Below are 18,157 nucleotides of genomic sequence, written 5' to 3'. Positions count from 1 at the left end.
ATCAGGAGCCGGTGGTGACCCGAGCCCGGGCTTCGAGGAACCGCTGGCCGGGGTCGCCGCCGAGATAGCCCCAGGGCTGCTCGGTCGGGCGCTCGCCCAACTGTTGGAAGACAGCGGCCGCAGCCGCCGGATCGGCGCTCAGGCTGAAGGCCAGAGCGAAGATGTTCAACGGACCGGCCGATCCGGGACGCAGGTCGGCGGCCGGGTGCCAGATGGAAAGCTCGGCCGCGGTCCGCAGGTCGGCCCGGACGTTCGGCTGGGTCATGTATCCGGTCGTCTGGTTCGCGTCCAGCTCGACAGTGATCTCGAGGTGGGCAAGCGCGACGAGGGCGTGCACCATGCTGCCGCCCGGGCTGCGGGTCGCGGCGTCGCGGGCGAACCGGTGCATCTGCTCGTCACTGCCGAACCACTTCCCGCAGAGCGTCTGCATCCACTCGAAGTTCGCCTTCCAGTGGCTCGGGTGGCGTTTCGTCGCCTCCAGATAACGGAACTCGCCGTCCTCCAGCGGTAACTGCAGTCCGCGCGCCGTGCGGATCAGGAACGCCCATGCCGACACCTCCTCGGCGTCGCGCCTGATCACGTCGTACAGATACGACTCGGCGAGGCGCAGTCGCTCGAAGAAGAGCTCGAACCGATCGCGGGAGGTGTACTGCGCGCCGTAGCCGCCACGCGCATCCCAGGCCCAGTGCACGGCGTGCGCGCCGCGGACCAACTGCGCCAAGTTGTCGTCGGGCGTGTGGTGCCCGATCCAGACCTGTACGCCGGGGACGGCTCCGCAGACATCCAGGTAGAACGCGCGGTCGTCAGGGTGATCGACAGCGGCCAGTACGGCGCGAGCCGCGGACCACTCGCGGTTCTCCAGTGCGTCGTACAGCCGCCGGGCGGTGGGATCACCCAGGCACGGATCGAGGACCATCGTGGGCGGAGGCGGGGTCTTCCGTGGCCACTTCATCGGCAGCACCTCACTTCTTGCGGTGTTCGCGGTAGCCCACCACGATGCCGACGACCAGGACGGCGAACGTGGCGGGTGGCAGGTCTCCGAACGACATCCCGGTCGCCAGCGCCAGCACGATCGCACCGACCAGAGCCGCGAGGACCCAGAGCGTCGGCCGCTTCAGCCAGTACGCCGCCTTGTCCCACCGGGTCACCGAGCTCCGCGGGATCTCGTCGGGCTCGCGGGCCGGCATCGGGACCCGCAGCGCGACCGCGGTCGCGGCGTCGACCGCCGCGACCGCCTGCTGCCCGTTCTTCCACAGCGCGGGCTCGATCGGAAGCTGGTAGCCGTCCCGCCGGATCAGCAGCCGTCCGCCGTCGGGGAAGGCGACGACGGCGGCCAGTTCGTCGTACGACGCCGAGGTCTCGCCCCTGGTGGTGTCGACGTGGGCGCCACTGCGGCCCACGGTCAGCACGGCCTTGGCCACCGGTCGACCGAGGTGCTTGAACTGTTGCCCCAAAGGCGCACTGGCCCGCGGCGGGCCACCGTTCCAGCTCAGCTGGGGATCGCGAGCGGCCTCGGGATCCGCCGACAACAGCAGGTTGCTCCACATCGCCCGGGCGGCTTCCCGGACCTCGTCGACCGTCACGGCATCGAGCTCGGCCGCCAGCTGATCGCGGTCCGTCGGCGGACGCCCGAGCAGCACCTCGCGGGCGGCCAGGTACGGCAGCCAGTTCTCGGCCGGCTCGGTCTTGAGTCGTCGTAGCTCCTGGTCCAGGTCGTCGCGCAGCTCGGCGGGGTCCGGACCGCGGTCCCGCAGCCGGCGCAGGACGGTCGTGGTCTCGGCGACGACGGTCGACCGCGCCTCGGGCAGGATGTCCATCCCGGCGGTCACCATCGCGTGCTCGGCGTCCACGAGCTCGTACGACGCCCAACCGCTGTAGCCGACTCCGGCACCGTGCCGGAAGCCGCCCTCCAGACCACGCCGCAGCGCCCGCACCAAAGCGACAGCCGCCGTCGAACGCGGCACGACACCCGACATCGCGACAGAGCCCTCAGGTCCCGGGAATGCACCCGGCATCGGCTGGTCACATTGCGTCGGGCGGCTCGCCTTCCAGCGCGTGCCGTCGTTCAGCGGCAACCGCAGTCCGGCCGGAGGCGGACCGGTGAGAGCCAGTACGGCGTTGCCGCGGGTGTAGGCGTCCGCCGCCAGCGCCCGAAGGCGATCCGCGTCGGCCGTGTGCAGCCCAAACTCGTCGTACCCGGCCAGGCCAGGTCCTTGCGCTCCGTAACGCCAAAGCAGGTGCGACGCGACCGCACCGCCACCACGCGTGGCGCCTTCGGCTCGGAGGACGCGCTGCTCGTGTTCCAGGTCGGTGAAGTCCGGATCCGACAGCCACAGGCACGTGTGCTGCAGGAACTCGGCGATGTCGTCGGGCTCGCCTTCCACGTCGAAGCTGGTGTGCAGCATGCTGACGTGGCCGTTGACCGGCGTACGGATCGTGTCCCGCCCGTGCAGGGCAAGGTGTTCGAGCAGATGCAGCCAGCCGTGGGTGGGCAGCGTCTCGTCCGCCAGCCCCACCCGGAACCACAACCCGGCCCGCATCCGCTGCTCACCAGGCACCCAGTAGACGGGAATCCCGTCCACCTCCGTAACCCGCAACTCCCCACCCATGTCCCCACCCGGTACTCGAACCGATAGCCGCCCTATCTTGCCCGGCTCGACGCGATCCCGCTCCCCCTTTCCCCGCAATTGCAGGAAGTTGCAACCACGGGGTCAAGAACCCAGGCGCGTGAGCGGCTCGTCGGTGAGGCGGTAGGTGGTCCATTCGTCCTGGGGCAGGGCGCCGAGGGACTTGTAGAAGTCGATGGCGGGGGTGTTCCAGTCGAGGACGGACCATTCGAGGCGTTCGTAGTCGTTGCGGACGCATTCCTGGGCGAGGGCGACCAGGAGGGCCTTGCCGAGGCCGCTGCCGCGGGTTTCGGGGCGGACGAAGAGGTCTTCCAGGTAGATGCCGTGGACGCCGCGCCAGGTGGAGAAGCTGAGGAACCAGATCGCACAGCCGGCCACCACGCCCTCGTGCTCGGCGACGTGGCAGAACACTTTCGGCTCCGGGCCGAACAGGGCGGTCTGCAACTGTTCGGCGGTCAGCCGGCACTCGTCGGGAGCCCGCTCGTACTCGGCCAGGCCGTAGACCAGTTCCACGATCGCCGGCACGTCGTCCGGCCGCGCCCGTCGTACTCGTTCGTCAGTCCGCATTGGACCATTAACTCCCAGGACACCAAGCGCCGGAAAGCTGGGCTCCTCCCCGCCCGACACAGGAGGATCCTCCATGTCAGTTTCCCGCCGTCGCTTCCTCGGCCTGAGTGGTGCGGGCTCCGCCGCCGTACTGCTCGGCACCGGCGCTTGGGACGCCTCGACCACGTACGCCGCCCCAGCCGGCAGCGGCAACCCCTTCACGCTCGGCGTGGGCTCAGGTGATCCGCAGTACGACGGTGTCGTGCTGTGGACCCGGCTCGCCACCGACCCGTACGCCGTCGACGGCAAGGGCGGCATGCCCGCCAAGCCGGTCCGGGTCGAGTACGAGATCGCCCGGGACCCGAACTTCCGGCACATCGTTCGCCGGTCGAGCGTCGTCGCCACTCCGGAGCTCGGCCACTCGGTGCACCCCGAGGTCCGCGGGCTGCAGCCGGACCACGTGTACTACTACCGCTTCCGCACCGGCGGCGAGGTCTCGCCGACCGGCCGGACCCGGACCACGCCGCACCCGTTCGCCTCGCCGCGGGAGCTCCGGTTCGCGTTCGCCTCCTGCAACGCCTGGCAGGACGGCTTCTACACCGCCTACCAGCACATGGCCGACGAGGACCTCGACCTGGTCGTGCACCTCGGCGACTACCTGTACGAGTCCGGTGTGAGGACGAACCGGCGCGGAGTCGTGACCGACCCGCGGTTCCACGGTGAGACGTTCGACCTGGCCCGCTACCGGCTGCAGTACGCGCTCTACAAGACCGAGGCGCCGCTGCAGGCTGCGCACGCGCAGTTCCCGTGGGTCCAGACCATCGACGACCACGAGGTGGAGAACAACTGGGCCGGCGACCTGTCCCAGGCGGACACCGAGCCGGACCAGGACCCGGTCGTGTTCCGGGCCCGCCGCGCGGCCGCGTTCCAGGCGATGTACGAGAACATGCCGCTGCGGCACGACCAGATGCCGTCCGGCCCGTCGGTGCGGCTGCACCGACGGCTTCCGTACGGGCGGCTGGCCGACATCACCATGCTGGACACCCGCCAGTACCGCTCCGACCAGCCGTGCGGCGACGGCGACTCGTCGACCTGTGACGACCGGTTCAACCCCGACAACACGATGCTCGGCGGCAAGCAGCGCGGCTGGCTGCTGGACGGGTTCAAGCGGTCGAACGCCCGCTGGCAGATCCTCGGCAACCAGGCGCCGATGGGTCAGACCGACTGGACGCCGGGTCCGGAGACCCGGGTCTGGCTTGACCCGTGGGACGGGTACGTTGCCGAGCGCAACCAGGTGCTCGGCGCGGCGCAGGACAGCGGCGTCCGCAACCTGGTGGTCATCACCGGTGACCGGCACCAGAACTACGCCCTCGAGCTCAAGCGGGACTACGCGAACCCGGACTCGGCCGCCGTCGGCACCGAGTTCGTCGGTACGTCGATCACCAGCGGCGGCGACGGCGCCGACATGACCGACCAGGGGCAGCAGTTCCTGGCGGCCAACCCGCACCTGAAGTTCTTCAACTCGCAGCGCGGCTACGTCCGGGTCACCGTGGACCAGAAGCAGTGGCGCTCCGACTACCGCGTCCTGCCGTACGTCACCAAGCCCGACGCGCCGATCAGCACGCGGGCGTCGTACGTCGTCGAGGACCGCAACCCGCACGTGCACGCATCCTGACAAGCTGAGGACCCCGGGCGCGCCCGCCCGGGGTCCGTCAGTGGGTCACTTCCGCGCGAAGAGGCCGACGGCGTCGTACGCGATCCAGGAGCCGTTGTCCTTGAACAGCTCGATCACGTTCTGCCCTTGCCTGAAGAGATCCCGGGCCAACGGCCGTTCGAGGTACGACGGCTTCAGCGGCGATCCCGGATAGGTGCTATCGGCAATCGTCGAGCCCTTGGTGGCGCCATTGGCGAACGTCAGCCGGTCGACCTGGGTCCCATTGACAGTCAGTACGGCGGTGCCGGCCAGGCTGGCGTGGCTGCCGATCAGCCACAACGCCAGGTCGAGATCCTTCTCCGGTACGGCGGCCAGGTCGAAGCGGAGTGTGGCCTTGTGATTCTTCGACCCAGCCCATTTGTCGGCTGGACCTGGCAGCAAATACGACCAGTCGGCCGACGGGGTCGACGTACCGAACCTGTAGTCGACGTCCGACGGGAACCGGGTCGGGTAGCTCGCGTAGCCGTTCGGCGACAGGGCGAGCTCGGAGCCCTTGCCGTCGAAGGTCCCGACAGTCGCGACGGGGAGGCCCGAGATCGTGACCGAGGTCAGGTTGGTCGCGGCAACTGTTGCCGACGGCTTCGAGCTATTGCCTGCAGCATCGACCGTGACGACGCGGTACGTCCGGGTCACGCCGGTGAATCCCATCCCGCGGTGGACGAAGTGCGGGTACACGGTCTTGCCGGCCAGCTCGTAGGAGCCGTCCTTCAGCACGTACACCGCGTAGTGGTCGACGACGGTTGCCCACGACACCGGTTTCCAGTCGAGGGTGATCGTGCCGAGCTGGCCGCTGCCGGTCAGATGGGTGATGGCGGGCGGACGGTTCATCACAGGGCCTCCAGACGGGGCGCGTCGACCGGCGAGCGGAACGCCGCGACCACGTGCGGTACGGCGTTCGCGTCGGCCTCGATGTACGGGAAGTTGACGAACTCCGCGGTCAGCTCGGACCGGGTCAGCGTGGTGTGCACGTAGCCGCGGCGGGCGTTGTAGAACTTCACGTACGGGTGCTGAAGCCAGTCCTTCGCGTACTGGTCGGTGTCCGCGCCGTCGCCGTCGGATCCGATCGACGAGCACACCAGCTCGACGCCGATCGTCGGAGAGGCCGGGTCCGCGAAGTCCGCCTTCAGCTCGGACGCCACGTGCCGGTGAATGTCGCCGGTCAGCATGACCGCATTACCCGCTTGCTGCAGTTCCGCGAGCAGTCGGCGGCGGTTGGCCGGGTAGCCGTCCCACTGCTCGATCCGGTCGTCGGTGATCGCGGTGAGGACGACACCGCCGGCCAGGACGTTCCAGGTCGCGGGAGATCGCCGCAGTCCGTCGTACAGCCACTGCTCCTGCTTGGAGCCCAGGATCGTGCGGGACTCGGACTGCCGGTCGGCCTCGTCCACCGGCACCGGGTCGCGGTACTGCCGGTTGTCGAGCAGGTTGATCCGGGCGAGCGTCCCGACGTCGTACCGCTGGTAGACCTGGGTGTCCGGGCCCTCGGGCAGGCTGCCGAGCCCGATCGGCAGGTTCTCGTAGAAGGCCCGGTAGGCGACCGCGCGGCGATGGACGAACAGCTCCGGCGGGATCCCGTAGATCGAGTTGTCCGCGCCGTAGTTGTTCTGCACCTCGTGGTCGTCCCAGACGTTCAGCCACGGTGCGGTCGCGTGCGCTGCCTGCAGGTCGGGGTCGGTCTTGAACAGGCTGTACCGCAGCCGGTACTGCTCGAGCGTCTCGATCTCCACCCCGTGCTCGGGACCAACCGTCACGCCCTCGCGCCAGAGGTTTCCACCGGCAACGATGCCGTACTCGTAGATGTAGTCGCCGAGGAAGAACACCGCGTCCGGCGCCCGGCTCGCGATGTCCCGGTACGCCGGGAAGTAGCCGTGGTACCAGGCCTGGCACGACGCGGTGGCGAAGCTGAACCGCGAACCGTGCACCGGCAGTGTCTTCGTGCGACCGACCGGGCTGACCTCGGTGCCGACACGGAAGCGGTAGAAGTACTCGCGCTCCGGCCGCAGCCCACGCACCTCGGGATGGACGGCGTGCGCCAGCTCAGGCGTCGCGATCGCGAGCCCACGCCGTACGACTCGCTTGAACGAACTGTCCTCGGCCACCTCGTACTGCACCGGCACGTGCTCGGCACGCATCCCGCCGTGCCCGTCGGCGGCCAACGGCGTAGGCGCGAGCCGAGTCCACAGCACGAACCCATCAGGCCGCGGATCACCGGACGCGACGCCGAGCCCGAACGCACCGGACGGAATCGGACGCCCAGGGGTGGCGTCCGAACTCGCCGGTGCGGAGACGCCCACCGCGACGCTCGCGGCACTGAGCCCGGTCAACTGCAGGAAGGTACGACGTGTTGGCGGTGGAGGCACGGGCGAAGCTCCATTCAGGGGAGGGCGGACTTGCGTCATATTCTTACGTATGTCTCGTCCGTAATGTCAGTCGTTGACGGGAAGTCGCCAAAGATTCAGCAACTGGAGTGCTGGGTGTTTGCGAAGATTCCTGTTGGAAGTCTGAGTGGCGGCGCGCAAGGCTTGAGGGCATGGCAGCTCAGACGAAGAAGACGCGTCGGATCGGCGACGTGGAGGTCAGCGGGATCGGGCTCGGCGCGATGCCGATGTCGATCGAGGGCCGACCGGACGAGGCTCGGTCGATCGCGACCATCCACGCCGCGCTCGACGCCGGCATCACCCTGATCGACACCGCGGACGCGTACCACCTGACCGCGACCGATGTCGGACACAACGAGTCCCTGATCGCCAAGGCGCTGGCGTCGTACGGCGGTGACACCTCCGGCGTCCTGGTCGCGACCAAGGGCGGGCACCTGCGGCCGGGTGACGGGCGGTGGACGCTCGACGGCTCGCCCCAGCACCTGAAGGAGGCGGCCGATGCGTCGCTGAAGCGGCTCGGCGTCGACGCGATCGGGCTGTACCAGTTCCACCGGCCGGACCCGAACACGCCGTACGAGGAGTCCGTCGGCGCGATCCGCGACCTGCTCGACGCGGGCAAGATCCGGATGGCCGGGATCTCGAACGCGAACCCGGCGCAGATCCAGCAGGCGAACGAGATCCTCGGCGGCCGGCTCGTCTCGGTGCAGAACCAGTTCTCGCCGGCCTTCCGGTCCAGCGAGCCCGAGCTCGAGTTCTGCGACCAGCTCGGGATCGCGTTCCTGCCCTGGTCCCCGCTCGGCGGCATCTCGAACGCCGGTGAGCTCGGCGCCAAGCACCCCGCCTTCCACCAGCTCGCGAACGAGCTCGGCGTCAGCCCGCAGCGCGTCACGCTGGCGTGGATGCTGGCCAAGTCGCCGTACGTCATCCCGATCCCCGGCTCCAGCCGGCCCGAGACGATCCTCGACTCGTACGCCGCTCTGGACCTCGAGCTCACCCCGGAGCAGGTCGCCACGCTCGACGCAGCCTGACCCCGACCCAGCGCGCCCCGGCCCACGGAATACCTTCGTGGGCCGGGGTGTTCCTGTCTTGTCCCCAACCAGACAGGAGGTTCTCGCGATGGAAGATCTGCGTGCGTTGAGCTACGGGCTCGGCCAGCAATACTTCGACGAGCGGGACTACCGCGGCGCTATTCGCGCCCTGCGGCCCGTCGTGGAGGAGACCCCGGACGACGTCGGCACGCGGCTGCTGCTTGCCCGTGCTTACTACCACGCGGCCTTGCTCAAGCCGGCCGAGGAGCACCTGCTGGAGGTCATCGAGCGGGAGCCGACCGAGTACTACGCGCACCTGATGATGGCGCGGACGCTCGAGCGGCAGTCTCGGGCCGACGAGGCCGGGAAGCACCGCCGGATCGCGGCGGCGCTCACCGGTGACGACGAGTTGCTCAAGCCGCACCGCGTCTGAGCTGACGCTGGGGGGCGTACAGGTCGGTGATCGGCGGGCGCTGGCCGAGTAGGTACGTCGCGACGGACCCGGCCTGACAAGAGTGGGGAATGCCCGGACCATGGATTGGCGTTGTGCGGGCCAGAAGTAGTTAAATAGTTAACTACTAGATCCTGGAGGAGGACAGATGCAGTTCGGTGTGTTCAGCGTCGGCGACGTGACCGAGGACCCGACCACCGGTCACACGGTGAGCGAGGCCGAGCGGATCAAGGCCATGGTCGCGATCGCGCTGAAGGCCGAGGAGGTGGGCCTGGACGTGTTCGCCCAGGGTGAGCACCACAACCCGCCGTTCGTGCCGTCCTCCCCCACCACGCAACTCGGGTTCATCGCGGCGAAGACGTCGAAGATCGTGCTGTCCACCGCGACCACCCTGATCACCACCAACGACCCGGTGAAGATCGCTGAGGACTACGCGATGCTGCAGCACCTGGCCGACGGCCGGGTCGACCTGATGATGGGTCGCGGCAACACCGGCCCGGTGTACCCGTGGTTCGGCCAGGACATCCGCAACGGCATCGGGCTCGCAGTGGAGAACTACGCGCTCCTGCGCCGGCTGTGGCGTGAGGACGTGGTCGACTGGGAGGGCAAGTTCCGGACGCCGTTGCAGGGCTTCACGGCGACCCCTCGACCGCTGGACGGCGTACCTCCGTTCGTCTGGCACGGGTCGATCCGGTCGCCCGAGATCGCCGAGCAGGCGGCGTACTACGGTGACGGGTTCTTCCACAACAACATCTTCTGGCCGGTCACGCACACCAAGCGGATGATCGAGCTCTACCGCAGCCGGTTCGAGCACTATGGACACGGCGCCGCGGACCAGGCGATCGTCGGGCTGGGCGGCCAGGTCTTCATGCGGAAGAACTCGCAGGACGCCGTCCGGGAGTTCCGGCCGTACTTCGACAACGCGCCGGTCTACGGGCACGGCCCGTCGCTGGAGGACTTCAGCCGGGAGACGCCGTTGACGGTCGGGAGCCCGCAGGAAGTGATCGAGCGGACGCTGACCTTCCGGGAGCACTTTGGTGACTACCAGCGGCAGCTGTTCCTGGTCGACCACGCCGGGCTGCCGTTGAAGACCGTGCTGGAGCAGCTGGACATCCTCGGCGAGGAGGTCGTTCCGGTGCTGCGCAAGGAGTTCGCCGCGAAGAGGCCGGCGCACGTGCCGGACGCGCCGACCCACGCTTCCCTGAAGGCCGCCGCCGAGCGCGCGCGGGACCTGGAGACGATCGAGGAGCCGACGGTATGACCGAACGCGAACGCGTGATCGCCGTGGTGACGGCCGGGCTGACGACACCGTCGTCGTCCCGGCTGCTCGCCGACCAACTGGCCGCCGCGGTGCGCGACGAGCTGTCCGGTCGCGGGATCGAGTCGCGGGTCGAGTTGATCGAGGTGCGTGACCACGCCCACGACCTGACCAACAACCTGCTCACCGGCTTCCCGACGGCCGAGCTCGGCAAGGTGCTCGACACGGTCACCAACGCCGACGCCTTGATCGCGGTGACGCCGACGTTCAGCGCGTCGTACAGCGGGCTGTTCAAGATGTTCTTCGACGTGCTCGACGACAAGGCGCTGGCCGGCAAGCCGGTCCTGCTCGCCGCGACGGGCGGCACCGAGCGGCACTCGCTCGTGCTCGACTTCGCGCTGCGACCGCTGTTCGCCTACCTGAAGGCGCTCCCGGTCGCGACCGGTGTGTACGCCGCCTCGACCGATTGGGGCAGCGGTGCGACGAAGCTCCGTACTCGGATCGCGCAGGCTGCGACCGAGTTGGTGGCAGCCCTCCACCACGAGACCCCGGCTCAGGCCGACCCGTACGAGAACCCCACGCCGTTCGAGGATCTGCTCAACGGCTAGCGATCAGCAGTTCGATCCCGTCCAGGATGCGGCTCAGCCCGAACTGCAGCGCATGAGCCGGATCGATGACGGACTGGAAGTGCTCGCCGACTGAGGTGCCGACGCGGCCGGCCACGGGAAACCGGTCGGCCGCACCGGCCATCACGTAGGTGAGCGTGGGTGCAATCTCACGCCACCACTCCTGGTCGGACAGACCGGTCTCGCGCTGTGTGCGGAGTTGCTCCGCACCGGCGCGAGCGGTGCCGTGGACGTGGGTGAGAACGAGCGTCAACGCGGAGTCCATCTCCACGTCGGTCAGGCCGAGCCCGTCCAGCGGACGGAGCTCGGCTTCGTACTTCAAGGTGATGTTGGGCCCGAGCGCGTTCCGCATCGTCGGGACCTCGTGGATCCACGGATGCTTCACCAGCACATCCCAGTTGCGCTGCGCGATGAACTCCAGCGCACCACGCCAGCCCCCTGTCTGCCGGGCCGGCTCGTCGACGTCGGCGTACAGGTCGCCGTACACGCTGTCGAACATCAGGTCGGTCAGCTCACCCTTGCCCGGGACGTGCGTGTAAAGCGACATCGTGCCGACCTTCAACTGCTCCGCGACGGTCCGCATGGACACCGCGTCGAGCCCCTGCGCGTCGGCCAGCTCGATGGCAGTGCCGACGATCGAGCGCACGGTCAGGCCGGACCGGCCGGGCTTCGTGTGACTGCCCCACAGCAGCGCCAGACTGCGCGCCGGATCGGGCGCGGCCGTCTTCTTCGGACTCAAGGGAAGAAACTCCAAACGATGTAAGTGCCTGGCGGTTGTGGTGGACCGCTCGTCGTTGACCGCATCGTACCTGAGTCGTACGGTGTACGGTACACCCTACGATTCACTCGGCGAGAGGTGGGAAGTGACTACGGAACGTGTGATCGAGGCCGTCGGCGTACGGAAGAACTACAAGGGCGGCACCGAGGGGGCGGGGCTGAACGGTTTCGACCTGGAGGTCACCGCCGGCACCGTGACCGGCCTGCTCGGGCCCAACGGCGCCGGCAAGACGACCGCGGTGCGGATCCTGTCCACACTGCTCGAGATGGACTCCGGTACGGCGACGATCGCGGGGTACGACGTCCGCCGGCAAGGTGCCGAGGTACGGCGCCGGATCGGGCTCGTCGGCCAGTACGCGGCGATCGACGAGGTGCTGACCGGCCGGCAGAACCTGGTCATGTTCGGCCGGCTGAACCACCTGGGCCACGCGACCGCGGTCCGGCGGGCGGACGAGCTGCTCGAGCGGTTCAGCCTGACCGAGGCGGCCGGGCAGGCGGTGACGAAGTACTCCGGTGGGATGCGGCGGCGGCTCGACCTGGCGGCCAGCCTGATCGTGGCGCCGTCGGTGCTGTTCGTGGACGAGCCGACCACCGGGCTGGACCCGGCGGGCCGGATCGAGGTGTGGAACGCCGTGCGGCAACTGGTCGACGGCGGGACGACGGTGCTGCTGACCACGCAGTACCTGGAGGAGGCGGATCAGCTGGCGAACCGGATCTCGATGCTCAAGGCCGGGAAGGTGGTGGCCGAGGGCACTCCGGACGAACTGAAGACCCAGCTCGGGTCGGACTGGCTGGACCTCGTCCTGGCGGACCCGGCGGAGGTGTCGCGGGTGCTCGAGCTGGCCGAGCCGCTGGCGGACGGGGAGATCCGGGTGACCGACGTACGGATCAGCGTGCCGGTCAAGGACCGCACCCGGGCGCTGGTGACGATCGCGAATTCATTGCACGAGGCAAAGATCGAACCGGAGGACATCACGCTGCGCAGACCGACGCTGGACGAAGTGTTCCTGCACCTGACCGGACCGGAGGTGGCAGCATGACCGCGCTCGGGTGGACCTTGGCCGACAGCTGGACGATCGCGCGGCGGACGCTGACGCACTGGCGGAACCAGCCGGGGCTCATCGTCTTCAACTGGTTGTTCCCGGTGCTGATGCTGCTGATGTTCGGCAGCCTGCTCGGCGGGGCGATGGACTTCCCCGAGGGCGAGTCGTACTACGAGCTGCTGGTGCCCGGGATCTTCGCGCTGGCGATGCTCTTCGGGCTCGAGGGCACGATGACGGCGGTGACCACGGACAAGGACAAGGGGGTGACCGACCGGTTCCGTTCACTGCCGATGAGCTCGACCGCCGTGGTGATGGGCCGGTGCATCGCGGACATGCTCGACTCGGTGGTCACGCTGATCGTGCTGGCCGCGGCTGGGCTCGCACTCGGCTGGCGTTGGCATGAAGGACTACCGGCTGCGCTGGCAGCCTTCGGGCTGCTGCTGTTGCTGCGGTTCGCGTTGCTGTGGGTCGGGATCTTCATCGGGCTGTCGGTGAAGAACGCGCAGAGCGTGACGGTGGTGCAGGTGCTGGTCTGGCCGATCGGCTTCCTCTCCAGCGCCTTCGTCGCCACCTCCACGATGCCCAACTGGCTCGGCACCATCGCCCAGTGGAACCCGCTGTCCGCAACGGCGACCGCATCCCGGGCCCTGTTCGGCAACCCGGATCCATCGGCGACGGCCACCTGGATCGGCACCCACGCGGAGCTCGCGGCGATCATCTCTCCGCTCATCCTGATCGCCGTCTTCCTGCCGCTGTCCGCCCACCGCTACCGCACCCTCTCGCAGTAACTGCGCGGTTCCGGAAGATCACCGCCGGCCCGGATCCGGCCTGAAGGCTAGGCCGGGCCGGCGAGGATCCGGGCGTAGTACGCGCGGGCGTCCGGGGTGCGGCCGGTGCCGAGCACCCTCAGGGCCTCCGCCAGGTCGGGATACTCCTGCTCGAGCATCTGGGCGGCGGCTTCGAGCTCGGCCGCCGACGCCACGGCCCGCAGTACGTCCTGGACCACCGTCACCGGATCCCCCGCCGGCTGCGGACGGGCCGGTGCGGCGCCGGCGGCGGGCTGCACCTCGGAGGTGACCGTGGTCAGCGTCGAACGTTCGACCGCCCGTACGTCGGCGAGCCGGCGCGACTGCTCGTCCGGCGGGAGCGCGGCCCAGGCGGGGTCGGCGACCATGGCCTCCAGGTGCAGCAGCCGGGAGAGCACCGCGGGGCTGCTGATCTTCGACCGGTGGCCGGTCATCAGCTGCGACAGCATCGGCGCCGAGAGCCCCAGCACACCGGCCAGTTGCGCCTGGGACAGGCCCAACCGCGCGAGCAGCCGGCCGAACCGGTCGCCGAGCGGCTCGCCGTACCACTCGATCTGCCGCTCCACGTTGCGGGTCTGCGAGTCGGTCATGCTGCCCTCCGAGGTTTGCGGTTGCAAATCACAAATGCAAACACTAGGGTCATCGTTGTTCCGATCTGCAAACACTGGGAGTAGCAATGATACGCCGTGCTGCACTGCTGGTCGTCGTTGGGCTCGCCATCGCATTTCCATCTGCAAATGTATCCGCGACCCCCGCCGCCGACCCGTACTCGCCGGTGATGGTCGTGCTGGACTCGTCCGGGTCGATGAAGGCCCGGGACGCCGGCGGCACCGGCACCCGGATGGACGCCGCCAAGCGTGCTGTCTCCACGATGGTCGACGGGCTGCCGGCCGAGGCTCAGGTCGGGCTCACCGTCTACGGCACCGGCACCGGATCGGCCGGATCCGAGAAGGCGGCCGGCTGCCGCGACGTCCAGGTGGTCCACCCGGTCGGTACGGCGAACAAGCCCGCGCTGAAGGCCGCGGTGAACCGGGCGCAGGCTCGCGGATACACCCCGATCGGCCAGTCGCTGCGGACCGCCGCGGCGGCCCTCCCCAAGGAAGGGCAGCGCTCGATCGTGCTGGTCTCCGACGGCGAGGACACCTGCGCCCCGCCGCAGCCGTGCGAAGTGGCGAAGGAGCTGCACCGGCAGGGCATCGACCTGCATGTGCACACCATCGGCTTCCGAGTCGGCGCCGCGGCTCGCGCGCAGCTCGCGTGTATCGCGCAGACCACCGGCGGTACGTATCACGACGCGGACGACGCCAGCACGCTCACCGGCGTACTCGGCCGGGTCACCGAGCGGGCGCTGCGGCACTACGAGCCGATCGGCAAGCCGATCACGGGGACCAACGACCCGACCACGGCGCCGGTGGTCGCTCCCGGGCAGTACGTCGACACGCTCGACTCGCAGGAGGAGCGCTTCTACGCGGTCGACCTGAGGGAGGGCGAGACGCTGTATTTCGCCGGTACGGCGATCTTCCCGCGCGGCAACGTGCGCGATGTCGAGGCACTGGACATTCGCATCACTGGGCCGGGTGGGGCCGACTGCTACCAGCGCGAGCGGCAACTGCACACCCGGGCCAAGCAGGACGGCGGCAGCGTGAGCACGGTGCTGCGCTGGGACGAGCTCGCGGACGGGACCAGCCAGAGCAGGACATGCGACGAAGCCGGCCGGTACACGCTGCGGCTCACGCGAGACAACAAGGGCAATGACCGGGTCCCGGTCGAGCTGCTGGTGCGGGTGGAGCCGCCGGTCACCGGCGGGAAGGGTGAGCCGGCCCAGGCCGCGCTCGTCGAGTTCGCCGGACAGCCGGCCGGGGCCGGTCAGGGGGTGCGCGGGGGCGGCTCGTTCAACGAGGCCACCACGCTGGCCGGGCCGGGGCGGTACGGCGAGACGGTGTACTACGGCGAGCAGCTGTTCTACCGGGTCAAGCTGGACTGGGGTCAGGGGCTGGCGTACCGGATCACGTACGGCGGGGTGCCGGACGGGGAGACCGTGAACATCGCGACCTCGCTGTACAACCCGGTCCGCGACGAGATCGACAGCGACACCACGGCATACACCGGGGAAACGAAGACACTGCCGTTCGACGGGAAGCCGATCGCGACGACGCGGGTGATGTACCTGAACCGCGACGGCGGCGCCGCGGACATCCGGAAGATGGCCGTCGACGGGTGGTACTACATCATGGTCAAGCTCGGCGCGGCCGACGGCGCGGGCGGCGTTCCGATCACCATCGACCTCGCCGTCGCGGGGACGAAGGTGAGCGGTCCCGAGTACAGCACCAGCCCCGAGTCGACCCCGAGCGCGACAGCCGAACCGTCGTCCAGCGAGACGCCGACCACGTCCCCGTCGTCGTCGGAGGGCCCGTCAGGCACTGCCAACGGCCCGATCGACGGCAAGACCACCGAGTCCGACTCGAGCACGCTCCTCCCCTGGGCCATCGGCGGCGGCGCGGCGCTGCTCGCGGTGGCTGGTGTGGCGATCGCCCTGATCCTCCGCAACCGCCGACCGTCGGCCCCGACCGGCCCAATGGGACCGACCTGGCCCAACTAAGCCGGCCTAGCCGATCTTCACCCAGCTCACCCCGCCCCACCCGCCCCCGGCGGGTCTAGCCGATCTTCACCCAGCGGTATGAGGTTCCTTGCTGACGGCACTCGACTCGGGTGCCGTCGGCTGCCGTTTCGACCGAGCCCGCAACCTGCCAGCCGCACGGTTGCCCGGCCCGGATCTGCGGATCCGCCGACCGGCTCGCCGGCGCCGCCGGTGTCACCCCGATCGTGTCCGGACCGGTGATCGGCCCGCTGACGGACGTCGCACTCTCCGACGCGCCGTCCCCCGGCGGCGGCGACGTACCCGACGGCGGCGGATCCCCGAACGGATCGAACACCGCCACCAACGCAGCACCCCCACCAACGACAACCCCCACCATCGCCAGCACCGCGGCAACAACAGCGATACGCCGCCCCGCCCGCGAGGGGTTTGTGGAGGAGTTCGATGTGCCCTCCACATCTTCGGGGGCTGGGTCCGGGAGGGTGCGAGTCGGGCGAGGGCGGGGTGAGGTTTCCGGGAGTGGAGGCAGGTGGTCGAAGACCTCGATGGTTTCGCCGTCGGCGGTGTGGGCTGGGATGGCGAGGGGCTCGGACAGAGCCGGGGCGAGCTCGGTCAGGGCTTCTGCTGCGGAGGCTGGGCGGTTGCTGGGATCGGGGTCGGTCAGGGCGGCTACCACGTCCCAGATCGGGTCAGAGGTGTTTGCCGGACGAGCGGGGAGGGTGCCGCGTTCGGGAGGTTCGGCGCCGGTCAGTAGTTGCCAGGCGGTGATGCCGGCGGCGTACAGGTCCTGGCTCGGCGACGGCGCGGCTCCGGCCAGCGCCTCGGGTGCCAGGTACCCCGGCGTACCGACGACCGTGCCGTGGACGGTCAGCCTCGGCTCGCCGAGGGCGATCGCGATGCCGAAGTCGGTCAGCCGAAGCATCGGCCGTTCGGTGCCCGTGGTCTCGAGCAGCAGGTTCGCGGGCTTCACGTCGCGGTGCAGAACCCCAGCGGTGTGGATCTTGTCGAGCGCCCCGAGCAACTGACTCAACAGCTCGGCAGCCAGCCGCGGCGGCAACGGCCCGAAGTCCGCGACCAGGTTGTCCACCGACCCACCACCGACGAGATCCATCGCCAGCAACGCCAAATCGTCGTCGGACGCCGAGCCGTACGGCGTGAGCACGTTCGGGTGCTCCAGCCGGCGGCACTGCTCACGGACGAAGCGCAGCAACGCACCGGCGTCGCGCTGCCGCAGGATCTTGGCAGCGCACAACCGCTCCTGCCGCCGGTCCCAGGCCCGCCACACCGTCCCGGCTCCACCGACCCCGATCGGGTCGATCAGCTCGAACCGCCCGGCGAACACATCCGCCACCCCGTGGACCTCCTGAACCTCGCCGCTGGACGCACACCGTAATCCATCACCCCGACCACTCGCGGTAGTCCGCGGCTCGATCGGGGTACCACCCAGAGGTGACCCAGCTGCTGTGGCGCAGGCCACCGGGGGGTGCTGGACCACAACGCCCTGTTGCGGCCGGTTGCCTAGGGCATCAGTTGGCCGCCGTTGACCTCGATGATCTGGCCGGTGACGTAAGAGCTCATCGCGTCCGAGGCGAGGAAGAGGATGGTGCCGACGCACTCGTGCGGGGTGCCGGTGCGGCCCATCGGAATAGTGGCGATCATGCCGTTCAGCTGCTCCTCGCCGGTGTGCCGGTCGTGGAACGGGGTCTTGATCACGCCGGGTGAGATCGCGTTGACCCGGATCCCTTCGGGGGCCAGTTCCTTGGCCAGCCCGCGGGTGAAGGTGCTGACCGCGCCCTTGCTGGTCGCGTAAACGACCGACCCGCCGCCACCGCCGTGCCGGCCCGCGATCGAGGTGACGTTGACGATGTTTCCGCCGCCCTGGGTCCGGAACACCGGAACGATCCGGCGGGACAGCGCGAACACCGAAGTCAGGTTCACGTCCAGGATCCGGTGGAACTCCTCGTCCGGCACCTCGCTGACCGGCGAGCGGTTGATCAGGTCACCGGCATTGTTCACCAGCACGTCGATCCGGCCGTGCTCGGCGAGCACGTCGTCAATCAGCTTGCCCGCCGACACCGGGTCGGCCAGGTCCGCCTGGTGGACGGTCGCCGTACCGCCGGCTGTCTGGACGGCGCCCAGCGTGTGCTTCGCGCCCTCGGAGTTGCGGTGGTAGTGCAGCGCGACCGTCGCCCCGGTTTCGGCGAACCCGACCGCCGCCGCGGCGCCGATCCCGCTGCTCGCGCCGGTGACCACGACGACCTGATCCCTGAAATCCAGATATGCCATGCGCCCTATCCTGCCCCGGCC

At 69.3% G+C, this 18,157-nt stretch carries 17 protein-coding genes; 8 read left to right on the top strand and 9 right to left on the bottom strand.

Annotation, left to right across the window (positions count from 1 at the left end; genetic code table 11):
• Position 1: 1 nt before the first annotated feature.
• The 3 genes from ACIBL3_RS04840 to ACIBL3_RS04830 all read right to left on the bottom strand — a co-directional run bounded on the left by ACIBL3_RS04840 (position 2) and on the right by ACIBL3_RS04830 (position 3,194).
• Complete coding sequence (locus ACIBL3_RS04840) at positions 2–952, bottom strand: hypothetical protein (protein WP_396351825.1); 951 nt, start codon at positions 950–952, stop codon at positions 2–4.
• A gap of 10 nt (positions 953–962) precedes the next feature.
• Positions 963–2,609: a hypothetical protein gene (locus tag ACIBL3_RS04835; protein ID WP_396351824.1), complete on the bottom strand. Its 1,647-nt coding sequence runs from the start codon at positions 2,607–2,609 to the stop codon at positions 963–965.
• A gap of 102 nt (positions 2,610–2,711) precedes the next feature.
• Complete coding sequence (locus ACIBL3_RS04830; protein WP_396351823.1) at positions 2,712–3,194, bottom strand: GNAT family N-acetyltransferase; 483 nt, start codon at positions 3,192–3,194, stop codon at positions 2,712–2,714.
• A 73-nt stretch (positions 3,195–3,267) separates the two neighbouring features.
• On the opposite strand from ACIBL3_RS04830, the gene ACIBL3_RS04825 reads away from it, so the two are divergent.
• A complete protein-coding gene (locus ACIBL3_RS04825) occupies positions 3,268–4,848 on the top strand; it encodes an alkaline phosphatase D family protein (protein ID WP_396351822.1) in 1,581 nt (526 codons plus the stop codon).
• A gap of 45 nt (positions 4,849–4,893) precedes the next feature.
• Here the strand turns inward: ACIBL3_RS04825 and ACIBL3_RS04820 are convergent, their stop codons facing one another.
• Together ACIBL3_RS04820 and ACIBL3_RS04815 are read right to left on the bottom strand one after the other, a co-directional pair.
• Positions 4,894–5,715: a polysaccharide lyase family protein gene (locus ACIBL3_RS04820; RefSeq protein ID WP_396351821.1), complete on the bottom strand. Its 822-nt coding sequence runs from the start codon at positions 5,713–5,715 to the stop codon at positions 4,894–4,896.
• Positions 5,715–7,211, bottom strand: a complete 1,497-nt coding sequence (locus tag ACIBL3_RS04815; RefSeq protein WP_396351820.1) for an alkaline phosphatase D family protein — start codon at positions 7,209–7,211, stop codon at positions 5,715–5,717. The genes ACIBL3_RS04820 and ACIBL3_RS04815 overlap by 1 nt, the downstream gene beginning before the upstream one ends.
• Positions 7,212–7,417: 206 nt before the next feature.
• Between ACIBL3_RS04815 and ACIBL3_RS04810 the strand changes: the two genes are divergently transcribed.
• From ACIBL3_RS04810 to ACIBL3_RS04795, 4 genes are all read left to right on the top strand, one after another.
• Positions 7,418–8,293, top strand: a complete 876-nt coding sequence (locus ACIBL3_RS04810; RefSeq protein ID WP_396351819.1) for an aldo/keto reductase — start codon at positions 7,418–7,420, stop codon at positions 8,291–8,293.
• A gap of 88 nt (positions 8,294–8,381) precedes the next feature.
• A complete protein-coding gene (locus ACIBL3_RS04805) occupies positions 8,382–8,726 on the top strand; it encodes a tetratricopeptide repeat protein (protein ID WP_396351818.1) in 345 nt (114 codons plus the stop codon).
• A gap of 166 nt (positions 8,727–8,892) precedes the next feature.
• Complete coding sequence (locus ACIBL3_RS04800; RefSeq protein WP_396351817.1) at positions 8,893–10,005, top strand: LLM class flavin-dependent oxidoreductase; 1,113 nt, start codon at positions 8,893–8,895, stop codon at positions 10,003–10,005.
• Positions 10,002–10,610, top strand: a complete 609-nt coding sequence (locus tag ACIBL3_RS04795; RefSeq protein WP_396351816.1) for an FMN reductase — start codon at positions 10,002–10,004, stop codon at positions 10,608–10,610. Before ACIBL3_RS04800 ends, ACIBL3_RS04795 begins: the two co-directional genes overlap by 4 nt.
• On the opposite strand, the gene ACIBL3_RS04790 is transcribed toward ACIBL3_RS04795, so the two are convergent.
• Positions 10,600–11,367: a TetR/AcrR family transcriptional regulator gene (locus ACIBL3_RS04790; RefSeq protein ID WP_396351815.1), complete on the bottom strand. Its 768-nt coding sequence runs from the start codon at positions 11,365–11,367 to the stop codon at positions 10,600–10,602. The two genes, ACIBL3_RS04795 and ACIBL3_RS04790, sit on opposite strands and share 11 nt — an antisense overlap.
• A 124-nt stretch (positions 11,368–11,491) precedes the next feature.
• On the opposite strand from ACIBL3_RS04790, the gene ACIBL3_RS04785 reads away from it, so the two are divergent.
• Both ACIBL3_RS04785 and ACIBL3_RS04780 read left to right on the top strand, forming a co-directional pair.
• On the top strand, positions 11,492–12,445 hold the full coding sequence (locus tag ACIBL3_RS04785) for an ATP-binding cassette domain-containing protein (RefSeq protein WP_396351814.1): 954 nt from the start codon (positions 11,492–11,494) through the stop codon (positions 12,443–12,445).
• On the top strand, positions 12,442–13,236 hold the full coding sequence (locus tag ACIBL3_RS04780) for an ABC transporter permease (RefSeq protein WP_396351813.1): 795 nt from the start codon (positions 12,442–12,444) through the stop codon (positions 13,234–13,236). The genes ACIBL3_RS04785 and ACIBL3_RS04780 overlap by 4 nt, the downstream gene beginning before the upstream one ends.
• Positions 13,237–13,283: 47 nt before the next feature.
• On the opposite strand, the gene ACIBL3_RS04775 is transcribed toward ACIBL3_RS04780, so the two are convergent.
• The gene (locus tag ACIBL3_RS04775) at positions 13,284–13,844 is read right to left on the bottom strand and encodes a helix-turn-helix domain-containing protein (protein WP_396351812.1); all 561 of its coding nucleotides are present in this window, start codon (positions 13,842–13,844) and stop codon (positions 13,284–13,286) included.
• A gap of 86 nt (positions 13,845–13,930) precedes the next feature.
• Here ACIBL3_RS04775 and ACIBL3_RS04770 point away from each other — a divergent pair, with 86 nt between their 5' ends.
• Positions 13,931–15,853, top strand: a complete 1,923-nt coding sequence (locus tag ACIBL3_RS04770) for a VWA domain-containing protein (RefSeq protein ID WP_396351811.1) — start codon at positions 13,931–13,933, stop codon at positions 15,851–15,853.
• A gap of 55 nt (positions 15,854–15,908) precedes the next feature.
• On the opposite strand, the gene ACIBL3_RS04765 is transcribed toward ACIBL3_RS04770, so the two are convergent.
• Both ACIBL3_RS04765 and ACIBL3_RS04760 read right to left on the bottom strand, forming a co-directional pair.
• Positions 15,909–17,201 (bottom strand): serine/threonine-protein kinase, encoded by a 1,293-nt coding sequence (locus ACIBL3_RS04765; RefSeq protein WP_396351810.1) that lies wholly within the window; start codon positions 17,199–17,201, stop codon positions 15,909–15,911.
• 167 nt (positions 17,202–17,368) lie between these two features.
• A complete protein-coding gene (locus ACIBL3_RS04760) occupies positions 17,369–18,136 on the bottom strand; it encodes an SDR family NAD(P)-dependent oxidoreductase (RefSeq protein WP_396351809.1) in 768 nt (255 codons plus the stop codon).
• Positions 18,137–18,157: the final 21 nt, after the last annotated feature.

Source organism: Kribbella sp. NPDC050124, from assembly GCF_044460355.1.
Lineage (GTDB): Bacteria > Actinomycetota > Actinomycetes > Propionibacteriales > Kribbellaceae > Kribbella.
The sequence above is the reverse complement of the archived record's forward strand: the minus strand, read 5'-3'. Positions and strand labels throughout refer to the sequence as shown.

Bases quoted from the DNA above. Each gene is read 5' to 3' on its own strand.
- ACIBL3_RS04840 (WP_396351825.1), bottom strand. From the start codon at position 952: ATGAAGTGGCCACGGAAGACCCCGCCTCCGCCCACGATGGTCCTCGAT.
- ACIBL3_RS04835 (WP_396351824.1), bottom strand. From the start codon at position 2,609: ATGGGTGGGGAGTTGCGGGTTACGGAGGTGGACGGGATTCCCGTCTAC.
- ACIBL3_RS04830 (WP_396351823.1), bottom strand. From the start codon at position 3,194: ATGCGGACTGACGAACGAGTACGACGGGCGCGGCCGGACGACGTGCCG.
- ACIBL3_RS04825 (WP_396351822.1), top strand. From the start codon at position 3,268: ATGTCAGTTTCCCGCCGTCGCTTCCTCGGCCTGAGTGGTGCGGGCTCC.
- ACIBL3_RS04820 (WP_396351821.1), bottom strand. From the start codon at position 5,715: ATGAACCGTCCGCCCGCCATCACCCATCTGACCGGCAGCGGCCAGCTC.
- ACIBL3_RS04810 (WP_396351819.1), top strand. From the start codon at position 7,418: ATGGCAGCTCAGACGAAGAAGACGCGTCGGATCGGCGACGTGGAGGTC.
- ACIBL3_RS04805 (WP_396351818.1), top strand. From the start codon at position 8,382: ATGGAAGATCTGCGTGCGTTGAGCTACGGGCTCGGCCAGCAATACTTC.
- ACIBL3_RS04800 (WP_396351817.1), top strand. From the start codon at position 8,893: ATGCAGTTCGGTGTGTTCAGCGTCGGCGACGTGACCGAGGACCCGACC.
- ACIBL3_RS04795 (WP_396351816.1), top strand. From the start codon at position 10,002: ATGACCGAACGCGAACGCGTGATCGCCGTGGTGACGGCCGGGCTGACG.
- ACIBL3_RS04780 (WP_396351813.1), top strand. From the start codon at position 12,442: ATGACCGCGCTCGGGTGGACCTTGGCCGACAGCTGGACGATCGCGCGG.
- ACIBL3_RS04775 (WP_396351812.1), bottom strand. From the start codon at position 13,844: ATGACCGACTCGCAGACCCGCAACGTGGAGCGGCAGATCGAGTGGTAC.
- ACIBL3_RS04770 (WP_396351811.1), top strand. From the start codon at position 13,931: ATGATACGCCGTGCTGCACTGCTGGTCGTCGTTGGGCTCGCCATCGCA.
- ACIBL3_RS04760 (WP_396351809.1), bottom strand. From the start codon at position 18,136: ATGGCATATCTGGATTTCAGGGATCAGGTCGTCGTGGTCACCGGCGCG.